Origin of the sequence: Microbacterium sp. CFBP9034 (assembly GCF_034045255.1) — a bacterium.
Lineage (GTDB): Bacteria > Actinomycetota > Actinomycetes > Actinomycetales > Microbacteriaceae > Microbacterium.
The window spans coordinates 1983500-1999739 of the sequence record NZ_JAXCWC010000001.1; the positions used below are offsets into that span (position 1 = coordinate 1983500).

Below are 16240 nucleotides of genomic sequence, written 5' to 3' on the forward strand. Positions count from 1 at the left end.
TCTCAGTCTTCCACGTCCTCCTCGATGAGACCTGCACGAGTGGTCGTCTCGTCGTGTGCGTGGTCGAGGTGCCGGCGCTCGAGGCGCTCGATGATCTTCTTGCCGACGAAGACGAGGAGGAGGAAGACGACGATCACGGCCACGAAGATGTAGCCGGCGTAGTGCAGCTGGTCGGCGAGCTGGCGGTAGGTGCCCGCGGCCACGGCTGCCACCGAGATGTACAGGCTCGCCCAGATCACGCAGGCCGGTACGGTCCAGGCGAGGAACCGCTTGTACGAGTAGCCGCTCATGCCCACCGTGAGGGGCACGAGCGAGTGGAGGACCGGGAGAAAGCGGGAGAGGAAGATCGCCGGGCCGCCCCGGCGGCGCAGGTAGCGCTCCGAGCGCTCCCAGTTCGTCTCGCCGATCCTCCGTCCCAGGCGGGAATGGCGGATCTTGGGCCCGAGGTAGCGGCCCAGCCAGAACCCGATGCTCTCGCCGATCAGCGCGCCGATGACGACGGCGACGCCCAGCAGCACGCCCTCGAGCGGTGAGGCGACCGCCGTGGCGGCCACGATCACGATCGTGTCACCGGGCACCACCAGACCGATGAGCACGCTCGTCTCGAGCATGATGGCCAGGCCCGCGAGCAGTGTCCTGACGATCGGGTCGACGCTCTGAACGGCGTCGAGCAGCCACGTCAGGAACTCGTTCACGCCACGAGCCTAGAACGACCGCCCGCCCTCTAGCCTGGGAAGATGTCGGAGCCCCTCGTCGCCCTGGAGCTGACGCGGTGGGTGGACCCGGCATCCGTGTTCCTGGCGCTGCACGCCGGGGACGATGACGCCTTCTGGCTCGACGCCGGCCCCTCCGCCCAGGACGGCTGGAGCTGGGTCGGCACCGGTGAGCCCGAGAACGACCCCGACGCCGTCCGGGCGGTCGACTGCACCTCGCCCGAGTGGGAGGCCTGGCCGGCCGGGCGCTTCCGCGGCGGGTGGGTGGGGTGGCTCGACTACGACCACGCCGCTGCCGGGGCCGGCGCCCCCGCGCACTTCGACGCCGACACGTCGGCGGAGCAGTGGATCCGGGTGTCGCGGTTCGTGGCGTTCGACCACGCCGCGGGCCGTTGCTGGGCGGTCGCCGCGCCGGACGCCGTGGCGGAGCTCGCATCCGCCGTCGCCCGGATCGACGTCGCCTCGGCCCCGCCCCTCGCGCCGGCACCCCCTGCCGTCGCGCACCAGCGTCACACGGCGGAGGACTACGCGCTGCGGATCGAGCGCTGCCGTGACGCGATCCGCGAGGGCGACGCGTACCAGCTGTGCCTGACGACCCGGTTCGAGATCGAGGCGCCGAAGGCTCTGCAGGATCCGCCGTCACGGGGGCAGAGCGTGACGACTGTCGATCCGCTCGACGCCTACCGGCGGCTCCGTGCCGCGACTCCGGCGCACCATGGGGGGCTGGTGCGCTCCGGTCCGATCGCACTCGCCAGTGCGAGCCCGGAGCGGTTCCTCGAGGTGGAGCGGGGAGTCGTGCGCACGCGTCCGATCAAGGGCACCCGCCCCCGCAGTGCCGATGCCGCCGCCGATGCCGCTCTCGCCGAGGAGCTTCGCACCGACGAGAAGGAGCGCGCCGAGAACGTCATGATCGTCGACCTGATGCGCAACGACCTCTCCCGCGTGTGCGATGCGGGCTCGGTCGGCGTGGACGCGCTCCTCGCGGTGGAGTCCTATCCGGCGGTCCACCAGCTCGTGAGCACCGTCTCGGGAACGCTCAGGGCCGGCGTCTCGGTCGGCGAGCTCCTCGACGCCGCCTTCCCGGCCGGAAGCATGACCGGCGCGCCCAAACTCTCGGCCATGACGATCCTGCACGAGCTCGAGGGCGCTCCGCGCGGGGTTTTCGCGGGCTGCTTCGGCTGGGTCGGCGACGATGGCGCGCTCGACCTCGCCATGGTGATCCGCTCGATCGTCGTGCACCCCGGGGGCGCGTACGTCGGCGCCGGCGGCGGGATCACGTGGCGATCGAATGCCGCAGCCGAGGTCGCGGAGGTGGGCATCAAGGCGCGAGGGCCGCTGGCCGCGCTCGGCGCGGCGCTCCCACCCGGCTGGTGAGGACGCCGGTCCGGTAACCTGGACACCGCGCTCTGCGCACCCCCGGCTTCCTTCGATTGGTTCTCCCCGTGTCACACACTCCCTCGCTCGACGCCGCCGTGCCCGCAGAAGGCGGCTACGACGCCTATGCGATCCAGCAGAAGTGGCAGGCGCGGTGGGCCGAGAAGGACCCGTTCCGCGCCGGCGGGGACGAGGACACGCGCCCCCGCAAGTACGTGCTCGGGATGTTCCCGTACCCCTCCGGCGACCTGCACATGGGGCACGCCGAGAGCTACGCCTACGTCGACGTCGTGGCGCGCTTCTGGCGCCACCGCGGCTACAACGTTCTGAACCCGATCGGCTGGGACTCCTTCGGCCTCCCGGCCGAGAACGCGGCGATCCAGCGGGGAGCGGATCCGCGTGAGTGGACCTACGCCAACATCGACCAGCACAAGAAGAGCTTCCGCGAGTACGGCTCCTCGTACGACTGGAGCCGCATCCTCCACACGAGCGACCCGGGCTACTACCGGTGGAACCAGTGGCTCTTCCAGCGCCTGTACGAGCGCGGGCTCGCGTACCGCAAGCAGAGCCCGGTCAACTGGTGCCCCAACGACCAGACCGTGCTCGCCAACGAGCAGGTCGTGGACGGCCGGTGCGAGCGCTGCGGCGCCGAGGTCGTGAAGAAGAAGCTCACCCAGTGGTACTTCAAGATCACCGACTACGCCGACCGACTGCTCGACGACCTCAACCAGCTCGAGGGCTTCTGGCCGCAGAAGGTCATCCGGATGCAGCGCAACTGGATCGGCCGCTCGGTCGGCGCCGACATCGAGTTCGAGATCGAGGGCCGCGAGGGTCGCGTGACGGTGTTCTCGACCCGCCCCGACACGCTTCACGGTGCGACGTTCTTCGTGGTGGCCCCCGACAGCGACCTCGCCGCCGAGCTCGCGGCAGGATCGTCGACCGCCGTGCGCATGCGCTTCCAGGACTACCTCGAGAGCGTGCAGCGCGAGACCGACATCGAGCGCCAGAGCACCGATCGCCCCAAGACCGGCGTCTTCCTCGAGCGCTACGCGATCAACCCCGTCAACGGCGAGCGGCTCCCGATCTGGGCGGCCGACTACGTGCTGGCCGATTACGGTCACGGCGCGGTCATGGCCGTGCCCGCCCACGATCAGCGCGACCTCGACTTCGCACGCGCGTTCGACCTGCCCGTGAAGGTCGTGGTGGACACGACCGCGCCGGTCACCGGGGCGATCCCGATCATCGAGCTCGACGACGACGGTGTGCCGATCGACCCGGGCGGGGAGGAATCACCGCTCGACTCGATCGATCCCGCCAAGACCGGCATCGCTCTCACGGGCGAGGGTCGCATGATCAACTCGGGCACCCTCGACGGCCTGTCCAAGCGCAACGCCATCGCGCGCATGGTCGAGCAGCTCGCCGCCGCAGGGACCGGCCGGGCCGCCAAGTCGTACCGCCTGCGCGACTGGCTGATCTCGCGTCAGCGGTTCTGGGGCACGCCGATCCCGATGATCCACACCGAGGACGGGCGCATCGTGCCCGTACCGGAGGACCAGCTCCCGCTCACCCTCCCCGACGTCCAGGGGCTCGACCTCGCTCCCAAGGGGACCTCGCCTCTCGGCGGGGCGACCGAGTGGATGCAGACCGTGGACCCCGAGACCGGCGAACCCGCACTGCGCGACCCCGACACGATGGACACGTTCGTCGACAGCTCGTGGTACTTCCTGCGCTTCCTCGCCGCGTCGGACGAGACCCAGGCGTTCCCGCCCCGCGAGGCGAACAAGTGGGCTCCGGTCGACTCGTACATCGGCGGCGTCGAGCATGCGATCCTGCACCTGCTGTACGCGAGGTTCATCACCAAGGTCCTGTTCGACATGGGGCTCGTGGAGTTCACCGAGCCGTTCTCCAGCCTGATCAATCAGGGCATGGTGCTGCTGGACGGCTCGAAGATGTCCAAGAGCAAGGGCAACCTCGTCGAGTTCGCAGCCAGCATGGTCGACCCGGGCGCCGACGCCGTGCGCGTCGCGATCGCGTTCGCCGGTCCGGTCGAGGACGACATCAACTGGGAGGACGTCTCCACGACGGGTGCTCAGAAGTTCCTGGCGCGCGCCTGGCGCGTCGCGCAGGACGTCACGAGCGATCCCGACGTCATCTGGGCGGAGGGTGACACGGCGCTGCGCCGCGTGACTCATCGACTGCTCGCGGATGCCCCTGGCCTCGTCGAGCAGACGAAGTTCAACGTCGTCGTCGCCCGCTTGATGGAACTCGTCAACGCCACGCGCAAGGCCATCGACTCCGGCGCCGGCCCCGCCGACCCCGCGGTGCGGGAGTCGGCCGAGGCGACCGCGATGATCCTCGACCTCTTCGCTCCGCACCTCGCGGAGGAGATGTGGGAGATCCTCGGCTACGACGGCTTCGTCGGGCTCGTCCCGTGGCGCAACGCCGACCCGACCCTCCTCGTCGAGGACACCGTCACTTCGGTGGTGCAGATCGACGGGAAGGTGCGCGCCACGCTGCAGGTTCCTGCGCGGATCGATGCCGCCGAGCTCGAGCGGCTGGCTCGTGCGGATGAGCGCGTGGTGCGCTCGCTCGCCGGCCGCGAGATCACCCGCGCCGTCGTGCGCGCGCCGAAGGTCGTCAGCTTCAGCACGCACTGATCCGTCCGCCGCGGCTCCTCCCCGGCGCACCCGCGCACATTGGCCTCCACAAGCCCCGGTGGCACCGGTTCCCGAGGTCGGCGGGCGCCCTAGCGTGAGGGTGTGACTGCCGCCCGCGACGCCGAGCGCGCGGCGCCCGGGCGCCGGCTGGGGCTCGGCGCCGTCGTGGTGCTGGTGATCGCCGCCCTCGCCGTCACGGTGGGGATCGGCATCCTCCGGGGCGCGACGACCCCGGTGGAGCAGGTCGTCGTCGACGGCGAAGGACGGACGGATGCCGCGACCCCGGCGGCGCTGTACGTGCACCTCTCGGGAGCCGTGGCCGTGCCCGGTCTCTACGTCCTGCACGAGGGCGCCCGCGTCGTCGATGCGGTGGCGGCCGCCGGCGGATTCGGCGCGGACGCCGACGAGGCGGCCGTCAACCTGGCGCGCCCGATCGCCGACGGCGAGCAGCTGCACGTGCCGGCCGTCGGAGAAGCCGTCGCTCCCGGCCCCGAATCGGCGGGGGATGGGCGGGTCGACCTCAACACGGCCGACATCGCCGCGCTCGACACGCTGCCGCGCATCGGGCCGGCCATGGCGCAGCGCATCATCGACTGGCGCGACGCGAACGGGCGCTTCACGAGCATCGAAGACCTGCTCGCGGTGCCGGGGATCGGCGACAAGATGCTCGAGTCCCTCCGCGACCTCGTGACGGTCTGAGCGGTGCCGCTGCGGCTCACCCTGAGGCTCGTCCCGGTCGCGGCGGGGACGTGGGCCGTCGCGCTCTGCGCGATCCACATTCCGGATGCCGCTCCGGCCCTCGCCGGCGTGCTGTGGCTCGCCGTGCTCGCCCTCCTCGCAGGGGCCGCCGCCCGCTCGAGGAGGCCGGGGCGCCGCGTTGCCGGCCACGCCGCGCTGGTCGTTGTGCTGGCCCTCGGCATTGCGGCGGCCGCGGCATCCCATGTCGCTTCCGCGCAGCCCGCTCGCGACGCCGGGGCTGCACGCGAGCTGACGGGCGGACGGGCGATCGAGGTCGCCGCGACCGTCGTCGGCAAGGTCGAGCGCCGGATCGACGGCGCGCTGGCGTTCGACGCCCTCGCGACGAGGATCGAGACCGGCGAGAAGTCGCGCTCGGTTCTCGTCGAGATCGTGGTGCGGGTCGCGCCGGACGATGTCTCCGACCGGCGCCTGCTGGACGTGGGTGCGGTCATCGTCGCCCGGGGTACCGCGAGTGCCTCCCGGCCGGGGGAGCGGGCGGTACTCGTGGTGAGCGCAACGCGCGGAGTGGACGTGCGAGTGGCGCCAGCCGGGGTGGCCTCGACCACGGCAGCGCTGCGGCAGAGGCTCGTGGCGGCGGCGGAGCGCCTGCCCGGCCACGGCGCCGGCCTCGTGCCCGGTCTCGCGGTGGGGGACACATCGGCTGTGGACGCGGAGCTCGACACGGCCATGAAGGAGTCCTCCCTGTCGCACCTGACGGCCGTTTCCGGCGCGAACTGCGCCCTCGTCGTCGGACTGGCCTTCGCGGCCGCAGCGGCGGCAGGAGCTCGCCGCAGCCTGCGGGTGGCGTCCGGTCTCGTGGCCCTCGTCGGCTTCGTCGTGCTCGTCACTCCCGAGCCCAGCGTGGTCCGCGCCGGGGTGATGGCGGCGGTCGCGATGCTCGGGGTGCTCCTCGGACGGCCCGGCGCGGGCATGGCGATCCTGTCGCTCGCGGTGGGGGTGCTGCTGGTCGTCGATCCCTGGCTCGCCGGATCCCTCGGGTTCGCCCTGTCGTCGGTCGCGACCGCCTCGCTGCTGCTCTTCGCCCGGCCACTCGCCGGGGGGCTCGCGCGCGGTCTGCCCCGCGCGCTGGCGCTGGCTCTGGCCGTGCCGCTGGCCGCCCAGCTGGCGTGCGGGCCGCTGCTCGTGCTGATCGCGCCCCAGGTGCCGGTGTACGGCGTCGTGGCGAATCTCCTGGCCGCTCCGGCCGCGCCCGTCGCCACCGTCATCGGCCTCGCCGCGTGCCTGTCTGCGCCCCTCCCGTGGCTGCAGGACGGCCTCGCCGCCCTGGCATGGGTGCCGGCATCCTGGATCGCCGCCACCGCCACCACGATCAGCGCGCTTCCGGGCGATCTCGTCCCGTGGCTCGAGGGGTGGCCGGGTGCGGCCGCCCTCGGCGCGGTGGGCCTCGCGGTCGGGCTCCTCGTGGCGCTGCGGCGCTCCACCCGGCCTCGCCGCGCTGCGCGCCTCGCCTCCGCCGTCATCGTCGCCGTCGTGGCCGGCATCATCGGCGGGGGAGGCCTGCTCACCTCGGTCGCCGGGCGATGGACGCTCCCGTCGCAGTGGAGCGTGCTCGCGTGCGACGTCGGACAGGGGGACGCCGTGCTGCTCCGGTCGGGCGGCGTGGTCGCGCTCGTCGACACCGGGCCGGCGCCCGAGCCGCTGACGACCTGTCTCGATCGGGCGGGGATCGACCACCTCGACCTCCTGGTGCTCACGCACTTCGACCTGGACCATGCCGGAGGCGTCCCCGCGGTCGTAGGACGGGTGGGAACGGTGCTGCACGGGCCCGCCCTCGCCGAGGACGAGCACCTCCTCTACGAGCTGGCCGAGGGCGGTGCCCGGATGGTCGACGCCCGTGCGGGGGTGACCGGCGCCCTGGGTGCGGCGCGCTGGCGCGTGGTGTGGCCGCCGCCGCAGAGTCGTGCCTTCACGGCCGGCAACGACGCCAGCGTGATCCTCGATGTGCGGGGCGGCGGCATCCCGCCGACGCTGCTCCTCGGAGACCTGTCGGCGTCGCCGCAGCGCGCACTGGTGGCATCCGGCGCACTGGATCCGCCCTACGCGATCGTCAAGGTCGCGCACCACGGCAGTGCCGATCAGGATGCCGCGCTCTACGCCACGGCACGACCCGCGGTGGCGCTCGTGACCGTGGGCGCCGACAACGACTACGGGCACCCGCGGGAGGAGATCCTCTCCGTGCTGTCCGGCGTCGGTGCCCGAATCGCCCGGACCGACGTCGAGGGGATCGTGGCGCTCTGGGGGAGCGAGACCGGAGTGGCCGTGTGGCGGGAGCGCGGCGGCTGAGTCGGAGGCGCTCGGTAGGCTGAGCGTATGGCATCGACCGCGCGACGCGCTCCTTCGAAGGCGGCGCGCAGCGCGATCCCGCAGCTCTCATGGCGTTCCCCCCAGCCCGCACCGATCGTCCTCGTGTCCGGACCCGAAGACGTCTGCGCCGAGCGCGCCATCGCCGGCGTGCGCGACTATCTGCGCGCCGAAGACGCGAGCCTCGAGGTCTCCGACCTCCGCGCCGACGACTACGCCCCAGGATCCCTGCTCGGCCTCACATCGCCGTCCTTGTTCGGCGAGCCGAGGCTCGTGCGGGTGACCGGCGTCGAGAAGTGCTCCGACGCATTCCTGTCCGAGGCGGTGTCCTATCTCGCGATGCCGCAGGAGGGTGCGACGGTGGTGCTGCGTCACACCGGCGCGACCGTGCGCGGCAAGAAGCTCCTCGACGCCGTCCGGGCGGGTGAGGGCAAGGGCGTCGAGATCCCGTGCCCGGCGATCAAACGCGACTCCGACCGCTACGACTTCGCAGCGGGGGAGTTCCAGATCGCCAAGAAGCGCATCGCCGCCCCGGCGCTGCGGGCCCTCGTCTCCGCCTTCGCCGACGATCTCACCGAGCTCGCGGCGGCGTGCCAGCAGCTCATCGCCGATGTGCCGGGCGACATCACGGAGCAGGTCGTCGAGCGCTACTACGGCGGTCGCGTCGAGACGTCGGCGTTCGCCGTCGCCGACACGGCGATCGCGGGCCGCTACGGCGATGCGCTGATCGCCCTCCGCCACGCCCTGGCGTCCGGCGCAGACCCCGTCCCGCTGGTGGCGGCGATCGCCATGAAGCTGCGCACCATGGCGCGCGTGGCCGGCAACCGCGAGCCGGCTGCGGCGCTGGCCGGACGCCTCGGTCTCAAGGACTGGCAGGTCGATCGAGCGCGCCGCGACCTCACCGGGTGGAACGAGACCTCCCTGGGCATGGCGATCCAGGCCGCAGCGAGGGCGGATGCCGAGGTCAAGGGCGGTTCACGGGACTCCGTGTTCGCCCTCGAGCGGCTCATCACCGTCATCGCGACGAAGGCACCCTACGGCGGCTGAGTAGAAGCGGGCTGGAGCAGCGAGCCCGGCCCCTGGCGGGCCGGCCGTCAACGCCGAAGGCCCGCCCCCGGAGGGACGGGCCTTCGCAGCACTGAGGCGGGCTCAGCGACCGGAGACGGTCAGAGTGCCGCGACCTGCTTGGCGATCGCCGACTTGCGGTTGGCGGCCTGGTTCTGGTGGATGACGCCCTTGCTCACGGCCTTGTCGAGCTTCTTGGTCGCCTTCTGGAGAGCCAGCTCGGCAGCGGCCTTGTCGCCTGCGGCGATGGCCTCGCGGGTGCGACGCACCTGCGTGCGCAGCTCGCTCTTGACGGCCTTGTTGCGCTCGTGCGCCTTGTCGTTGGTCTTGTTGCGCTTGATCTGCGACTTGATGTTCGCCACGTGTCGACGTTCTTTCGTTCGGAGTGAATGTGAGTGCCGAGCGGCAGGAAGAGGGCTGCTTCTCGACGGTCGTGAGGGCAGAACCCACACGCAAGCCAATCACCGAGTCTATCAGGTCCGTTCGAGTGTCGTGATCGCCAGGTGCAGGACGGCGTTGAACACCTCGGGGCGCATCACCGTGACGTGATGGGTGGTGCGGGGGACGACGATGAGCTCGGCGTGCGGCGCGATCCTCAGGAACAGCTTCTCGTTGATGCGGAGCTGGTCGTACTGGCCGTTGACGAACCACAGCGGCACGTCGATCCGGCCGAGTGCCGTGAGCAGGTCGAGGACCGAGAGACTGCGCAGCGCGATGTCCTGCGCGTCCAGCGCGTATCCGCCGGCGCCGAAGTCATGCCGGGTCTCGTCGGGGAGGATGCGGTCGAGCATGCGGTTCGTCAGCCACATCCCGCGGTCGGGGAGCGAGTCGAATCCGCGCGTGAGCACCCGGTATGTGGCGAGGCCGACTCCGCGGGGAATCGACGTGCAGGATGCGGCGATGAACCCGGCGACGGGCGGGGGATCCTCCCGCCCGGCGTACTCGACGCAGAGGAGCCCTCCCATCGAGTGCCCCGACAGCAGCACCGGCCCCCGGGTCGCGGCTTCCTGAACCGCGTCGTCGATCGTGGCGAAGGCCCCCTCGATGGTGAACTCCTCGCTCATGCGCGACCCGTGGCCGGGCAGATCCACCGCCACCACCGGATTGCCGCGCTGCTCGAGATAGTCGACCTGGGAGCGCCACATCGTCGCGGACGTCCGGATGCCGTGCACGAGGACCACCTGGACGACCATCGCTTCAGGGTAGTCAACGCCTCCGACCGGCGTCGTAGCATGGCGGGCATGCCCGAGATCGCCGCCCACATCGCAGGCATGCCCGGGTCGGGTGTGCGGCACATCCTCGAGCTGGCCCTGCGCCGGCCTGGCACGATCATCCTCGCGGTGGGGGAGCCGGGGGAGATCGTCGGGCCTGCGGTGCGCGAGGTCGCGGCCGAGGCGTGGCGCGGCGGCGATCTGCGGTACACGCCCAACGGCGGCATCCTGCCGCTGCGCGAGGCGATCGTGGCCAAGCTCGCCAGGGAGAACGGCATCCACGTCGACCTCGAGCAGGTGTGGGTGACGGTCGGGGCCACGCAGGCGCTGCACATGGCGATGGCGCTGACGCTCGCGCACGGGGACGAGGTGCTCGTCCCCGATCCGGGCTACACCACCTTCACCATGAACGCCCATCTGCTGCAGGCGACGCCGGTGCCCTACGCGCTGCGCCCGGAACGGGCGTTCCAGCCGGACCTCGACGAGCTCGAGGCGCTGGTGACGCCGAGGACGCGGGCCGTCATCGTGAACTCACCGTCCAATCCGCTCGGCTCGACGTTCGATCGCGCCACGTTCGAGGAGCTCATGGAGCTGGCCCGGCGGCGCGACCTCTGGGTGATCAGCGACGAGGTGTACGAGCGCTTCACGTGGGGCGCGCCCCACGTCAGCCCGCACACTCTCGACACCGACGGGCGCGTGCTGACGGTGTTCTCCACATCGAAGACGTTCGCGATGACGGGTGCGCGCGTCGGCTGGCTGGTGACGCCGCCCGGATGGCGCCCGACGATGCTGCGGGTGCAGGAGGCGCTCGTGAGCTGCGTCGACGCCCCGTCGCAGCGAGCGGCGCTGGCCGCACTCGCCGGCGATCAGGCCGATGTCGCGCGCGCGGCGGCGCACTACCGCGACAATCTCGCAGCGGCGATGGCGGAGCTGAACCGGCGCGGCATCGGCTACCTCACGCCGACCGGCGCCTTCTACCTCTGGATCGATGTCTCGCACGCGTCCGGCGGCGATGTCGTGGCGTGGTGCGAGAGGTTCCTCGACGAGGCCGGCGTCGCCGTGGCGCCCGGCACCGCGTTCGGCGCGTCCGGCGAGGGATGGATCCGCGTGTGCGTCGCGAGCGACCGGGAATCACTGCTCGAAGGGCTCCGCCGACTGCCCGCTCCGGCCTGACACAGCCACCGCGCAGGGTGGAGGCTCCCCTCACCCGTAGAATCGACGGGATATGTCACCGCGCGCCCTGAAGCCTCTCGAGCCGTCCGCGACCCCTCCCGAGCTGATCCGCAACTTCTGCATCATCGCCCACATCGACCACGGCAAGTCGACGCTGGCCGATCGGATGCTGCAGATCACGGGAGTCGTCTCCGACCGCGACATGCGCGCGCAGTACCTCGACCGCATGGACATCGAGCGCGAGCGCGGGATCACGATCAAGAGCCAGGCCGTGCGCATGCCGTGGCAGGTCGACGGCGTGACCCACGCGCTCAACATGATCGACACGCCCGGTCACGTCGACTTCACCTACGAGGTCAGCCGGTCGCTGGCCGCCTGCGAGGGCGCGATCCTGCTCGTGGACGCGGCCCAGGGCATCGAGGCGCAGACCCTCGCAAACCTCTACCTCGCCCTCGAGAACGATCTGCAGATCATTCCGGTGCTCAACAAGATCGATCTGCCGGCCGCCGACCCCGAGAAGTACGCCAAGGAGCTCGCGAGCCTGATCGGCGGCAAGCCGGAGGACGTCCTGCGGGTCAGCGGCAAGACCGGCATGGGCGTGGAGGAGCTGCTCGACCACGTGGTGCAGCAGATCCCCGCGCCGAAGGGCGACCCGGATGCCCCCACCCGGGCGATGATCTTCGACTCGGTGTACGACTCGTATCGCGGCGTCATCACCTACGTGCGGATGATCGACGGCACGCTAAGCCCGCGCGAGCGCATCCAGATGATGTCGACGCGCGCCGTGCACGAGCTCCTCGAGATCGGCGTCTCCTCACCCGAGCCGAGTCCGACCAAGGGCCTGGGCGTCGGAGAGGTCGGCTACCTCATCACCGGGGTGAAGGACGTGCGCCAGTCGAAGGTCGGCGACACCGTCACCAGCGCCGCGAAGCCCTCGAAGCAGGCGCTGCCCGGGTACACCGATCCGAAGCCCATGGTCTTCTCCGGCCTCTACCCGATCGACGGCAGCGACTATCCCGTGCTGCGCGAGGCGCTCGACAAGCTCAAGCTCTCGGACGCGTCGCTCAACTACGAGCCGGAGACCTCGGTCGCCCTCGGCTTCGGGTTCCGATGCGGCTTCCTGGGTCTCCTCCACCTCGAGATCATCACGGAGCGCCTCGAGCGCGAGTTCGGACTCGACCTCATCTCGACGGCCCCCTCGGTCACGTACGAGGTCATCACGGACGACAAGAAGTCCTTCACGGTCACGAACCCGAGCGAGTTCCCGTCCGGCACCAAGATCGCCAGCGTCACCGAGCCGATGGTCAAGGCGGCGATCCTCGCCCCGAAGGACTACGTCGGCACGATCATGGAGCTCTGCCAGTCGCGGCGCGGCACGCTGCTCGGCATGGAGTACCTGGGCGAGGACCGGGTCGAGATCCGCTACACGATGCCGCTCGGCGAGATCGTGTTCGATTTCTTCGACCACCTGAAGTCCAAGACCGCCGGCTACGCGTCACTCGACTACGAGCCGAGCGGCGACCAGGAGGCCGACCTGGTGAAGGTCGACATCCTCCTCCAGGGTGAGCCGGTCGACGCGTTCAGCGCCATCGTGCACCGCGACAAGGCGTACGCCTACGGCGTGCTGATGACCGAGCGCCTGAAGAAGCTCATCCCGCGCCAGCAGTTCGAGGTGCCCATCCAGGCGGCGATCGGCGCCCGCATCATCGCGCGCGAGTCGATCCGCGCGATGCGCAAGGACGTTCTCGCCAAGTGCTACGGCGGCGACATCTCGCGCAAGCGCAAGCTGCTCGAGAAGCAGAAAGAGGGCAAGAAGCGCATGAAGATGGTCGGACGCGTCGAGGTGCCCCAGGAGGCGTTCATCGCCGCACTCTCGGGCGACACCGAGGGAAAGACCGCGAAGTAGGCTTTCGTCATGCGTCGAGGGAACTTCCGGGACGACACCGTCGACTACGCCGCCGTGGGGGCGACGCAGGCGGCGGATCTCATGCACTTCCCGCCGGAGCGGAGCATCCCGGCCGAGGAATCATGGCGCATCGGCAGCGGCGAGGCGCGCTTCCAGGCGGCGAGCGAGGCCCTGCTGTCGTGGACCGCGCAGCGCGGGGCCGGGCTCACCCTCAAGGACGTGCGGCCCGCCTCCGGCCCGATGTACTCCGGGGTGAGCTTCGACGTCGACGGCCACCCGATCGCGCCGAGCCGGTCGGAGTCCGACCTGCGCTACGACGCGGACGGCACGCCGTACGTCGGCGGCGGTACGACCATCCGCGTCGACGGCCGAGTCAAAGGATTGAGCGCGGATGCCGAGCTCCGCGTGATCTTCGCGATCGAGGAGCCGCGACGCGTGGGCTTCGCCCTGGGCACCGTCGGCGATTCGGTCGTGAGCGGCGAGGAGTCGTTCATGATCGACTGGTACGACAACGACGAGGTGTGGTTCACCGTCCGCGCGTTCGACGCGCCGGCCGGCATGCTCTACAGGGCGCTTCCCGGACTCATCCGTCGCCGTCGGCGCGAGCTCTTCACCCGTTACCTGCGGGCGATCTCCCCGCTGTACACGACCCCCGCGTGAGCGTCTGATGGGCGCCGCGCTTCCTCTCGGCGATCCGGTCCCGCCCGACGGCTCGTTCCCGCCCGGGACGACCATCGACCCCGGGACCGCCTTCGGGGTGTACCTGCACGTGCCGTTCTGCCGCGTCCGCTGCGGCTACTGCGACTTCAACACGTACACCTCCGATGAGCTGCGGGGGGCCCGCCAGGATCAGTACGCCGACACGCTGCTGCGCGAAGTGGCGCTCGGGCGCGAGGTCCTCGCGCGCACTGGGGCGCTGCGCCCGGCATCGACCGTGTTCTTCGGCGGCGGAACGCCGACCCTCCTCCCGCCCGGAGACCTCGGGCGGATGCTGGACGGCGTGCGCCAGGCGTTCGGCATCGCCGACGGCGCCGAGGTGACGGTCGAGGCCAATCCCGACACCGTCAACGACGCGGTCGTCGCCGAGCTCGCGGCATCCGGGGTCACCCGCGTGTCCATCGGCATGCAGTCGGCGGTTCCGCACGTGCTGGCCGCGCTCGATCGCACGCACGACCCCGCGAACGTGCGCACGGCAGTGGCGGCGGCGCGGGCGGCCGGCCTCGATGTCAGCCTCGACCTCATCTACGGCGCGCCGGGGGAGTCGCTCTCGGAATGGCGGGCTTCGGTCGAGACCGCGATCGAGCTCGCTCCCGATCACATCTCCGCCTACGCCCTCATCGTGGAGGACGGCACCAAGCTGGCGCGGCAGATCCGTCGCGGGGAGGTGCCGGCGCCGGACGACGATCTCCAGGCCGACATGTACGAGCTCGTCGACGATCTCCTCTCCGCCGCCGGATTCGAGTGGTACGAGGTGTCGAATTGGGCGCGCAACGACGCCCAGCGGTCTCGGCACAACCTCGCCTACTGGCAGGGCACGGACTGGTGGGGCTTCGGTCCCGGTGCGCACAGCCATGTCGGCGGTGTGCGGTTCTGGAACGTGAAGCATCCGGCGGCGTACGCGCAGCGCCTCGCCGCGGGAGAGTCGCCCGCCGCAGGGCGCGAGGTGCCCGACGCCACGGCGCGCGGGCTCGAGAACGTCCTCCTGCGCACCCGCATCCGCGAGGGGCTGCCGGTGTCGGAGCTGCTCGGCGAAGGCCGGCATGCGGTCGCCGCACTGATCGCCGACGGGCTCGTGGACGGGCCGTCTGCGCTCCACGGCCGAGTGGTCCTCACCCGCCGGGGCCGGCTGCTCGCCGACGCCGTGGTGCGCGCGCTCACGGACTGAGGGCATCGCCCCCGGATCGGCGCGTTCCGCTCCCCGCCAGAGGCCGGGGCATCCGGTAGAATTGGCACTCCAGTCATGCGAGTGCCAGAGAGCGGCGTGAGGAGGCGGGATGGTCAGCGAACGCGGACTCCAGGTGCTGCGCGCCATCGTCGAGGACTACGTCGACACGCGCGAGCCCGTCGGCAGCAAGGCGATCGTCGAGCGCCATGCGTTCGGCGTGTCTGCGGCGACCATCCGCAACGACATGGCCCTCCTCGAGGATGAAGACCTGATCGCGGCTCCGCATACGTCCTCCGGCCGGGTTCCCACCGACAAGGGGTATCGGGTCTTCGTCGACCATCTCGCCGATGTGCGGCCCCTCAGCTCCGCTCAGCGCACGGCGATCTCGTCGTTCCTCGGCGATCCCGGCGACCTCGACGACGTGCTCGCCCGCACCGTGCGCGCCCTGACGCAGCTGACGGGCCAGGTCGCGATCGTGCAGTATCCGTCCTTCGCCCGGGCGAACGTGTCGCATGTCGAGCTCGTGCAGCTGGGCGGCGGCCGGATGCTGGTCATCGTGGTCACCGACACCGGCCGGGTGTCGCAGCGCATGGCGTTCGTGCGCGACGACTTCGACGACGCGGACCTCGGCCGGATCCGCGCCGAGCTCGGGACGCTGCTGGTCGGGCGCTCGGTGCGCGACGGCCTGCAGCGCATCGCGGATCGGCTCGAGAGCGCCGCGGCGATGACCGCGCCGCACGAGGCGGCGACGGCGGCGATCGTCCGGGTCGTCGCGGAAGAGCTCGACGAGTTCCGCCAGGACCGGCTCGTGATGGCCGGCAGCGCGACCCTCGCCCGGCGCGAGGCGGACTTCCGGGGGAGCATCTACCCTCTGCTCGAGGCGATCGAGGAGCAGGTCACGATCCTCCGGCTCATGGGCGAGATGGTCGCCGACGAGAACGGCCTCGCCGCGAGCATCGGGCGCGAGAACGAGCCCTTCGGCCTGGCCGAGGCATCCGTCGTCGCCAGCGACTACGACGCGACCGGATCACGCGCCCGTGTCGGCGTCATGGGCCCCACCCGCATGGACTACCCCTCCAACCTCGCGGCGGTACGAGCCGTCGCGCGCTACCTCACGCGGATGCTCGAAGAAGACGAGAGCAGCCGCTGACGCGGACGCGCACACCCACGATCCCCGCGGCTGACTGCGGGCAGGA

General features: G+C 71.1%; 13 protein-coding genes. 10 read left to right on the plus strand and 3 right to left on the minus strand.

Annotation, left to right across the window (positions count from 1 at the left end; genetic code table 11):
- Positions 1 to 2: 2 nt before the first annotated feature.
- A complete protein-coding gene (locus tag SOM19_RS09095) occupies positions 3 to 695 on the minus strand; it encodes a DedA family protein (protein ID WP_320486200.1) in 693 nt (230 codons plus the stop codon).
- Between the two features lie 42 nt (positions 696 to 737).
- Between SOM19_RS09095 and SOM19_RS09100 the strand changes: the two genes are divergently transcribed.
- The 5 genes from SOM19_RS09100 (at position 738) to holA (ending at position 8851) form a co-directional block, all read left to right on the plus strand.
- Positions 738 to 2087, plus strand: coding sequence for an anthranilate synthase component I family protein (locus tag SOM19_RS09100; RefSeq protein ID WP_320486201.1), 1350 nt, complete (start codon positions 738 to 740; stop codon positions 2085 to 2087).
- Between the two features lie 68 nt (positions 2088 to 2155).
- Entirely contained in the window at positions 2156 to 4744 is a 2589-nt protein-coding gene (gene leuS / locus SOM19_RS09105; protein WP_320486202.1) for a leucine--tRNA ligase, read from the plus strand.
- Between the two features lie 102 nt (positions 4745 to 4846).
- Positions 4847 to 5443, plus strand: coding sequence for a ComEA family DNA-binding protein (locus SOM19_RS09110; RefSeq protein ID WP_320486203.1), 597 nt, complete (start codon positions 4847 to 4849; stop codon positions 5441 to 5443).
- 3 nt (positions 5444 to 5446) lie between these two features.
- Complete coding sequence (locus tag SOM19_RS09115; protein ID WP_320486204.1) at positions 5447 to 7786, plus strand: ComEC/Rec2 family competence protein; 2340 nt, start codon at positions 5447 to 5449, stop codon at positions 7784 to 7786.
- Between the two features lie 27 nt (positions 7787 to 7813).
- On the plus strand, positions 7814 to 8851 hold the full coding sequence (holA, locus tag SOM19_RS09120) for a DNA polymerase III subunit delta (RefSeq protein ID WP_320486205.1): 1038 nt from the start codon (positions 7814 to 7816) through the stop codon (positions 8849 to 8851).
- 119 nt (positions 8852 to 8970) lie between these two features.
- Here the strand turns inward: holA and rpsT are convergent, their stop codons facing one another.
- The gene (gene rpsT, locus SOM19_RS09125) at positions 8971 to 9231 is read right to left on the minus strand and encodes a 30S ribosomal protein S20 (protein WP_320486206.1); all 261 of its coding nucleotides are present in this window, start codon (positions 9229 to 9231) and stop codon (positions 8971 to 8973) included.
- A 111-nt stretch (positions 9232 to 9342) separates the two neighbouring features.
- Positions 9343 to 10062, minus strand: a complete 720-nt coding sequence (locus SOM19_RS09130) for an alpha/beta fold hydrolase (RefSeq protein ID WP_320486207.1) — start codon at positions 10060 to 10062, stop codon at positions 9343 to 9345.
- A 48-nt stretch (positions 10063 to 10110) separates the two neighbouring features.
- Between SOM19_RS09130 and SOM19_RS09135 the strand changes: the two genes are divergently transcribed.
- From SOM19_RS09135 to hrcA, 5 genes are all read left to right on the plus strand, one after another.
- Positions 10111 to 11253, plus strand: coding sequence for a pyridoxal phosphate-dependent aminotransferase (locus SOM19_RS09135; protein ID WP_320486208.1), 1143 nt, complete (start codon positions 10111 to 10113; stop codon positions 11251 to 11253).
- A 52-nt stretch (positions 11254 to 11305) separates the two neighbouring features.
- Positions 11306 to 13159: a translation elongation factor 4 gene (lepA, locus tag SOM19_RS09140; protein ID WP_320486209.1), complete on the plus strand. Its 1854-nt coding sequence runs from the start codon at positions 11306 to 11308 to the stop codon at positions 13157 to 13159.
- A 9-nt stretch (positions 13160 to 13168) separates the two neighbouring features.
- Complete coding sequence (locus tag SOM19_RS09145; RefSeq protein WP_320486210.1) at positions 13169 to 13819, plus strand: DUF1990 domain-containing protein; 651 nt, start codon at positions 13169 to 13171, stop codon at positions 13817 to 13819.
- 7 nt (positions 13820 to 13826) lie between these two features.
- Entirely contained in the window at positions 13827 to 15044 is a 1218-nt protein-coding gene (gene hemW / locus SOM19_RS09150) for a radical SAM family heme chaperone HemW (protein ID WP_320486211.1), read from the plus strand.
- A gap of 109 nt (positions 15045 to 15153) precedes the next feature.
- Positions 15154 to 16194 (plus strand): heat-inducible transcriptional repressor HrcA, encoded by a 1041-nt coding sequence (hrcA, locus tag SOM19_RS09155; RefSeq protein WP_320486212.1) that lies wholly within the window; start codon positions 15154 to 15156, stop codon positions 16192 to 16194.
- The last annotated feature ends 46 nt before the right edge of the window (positions 16195 to 16240 follow it).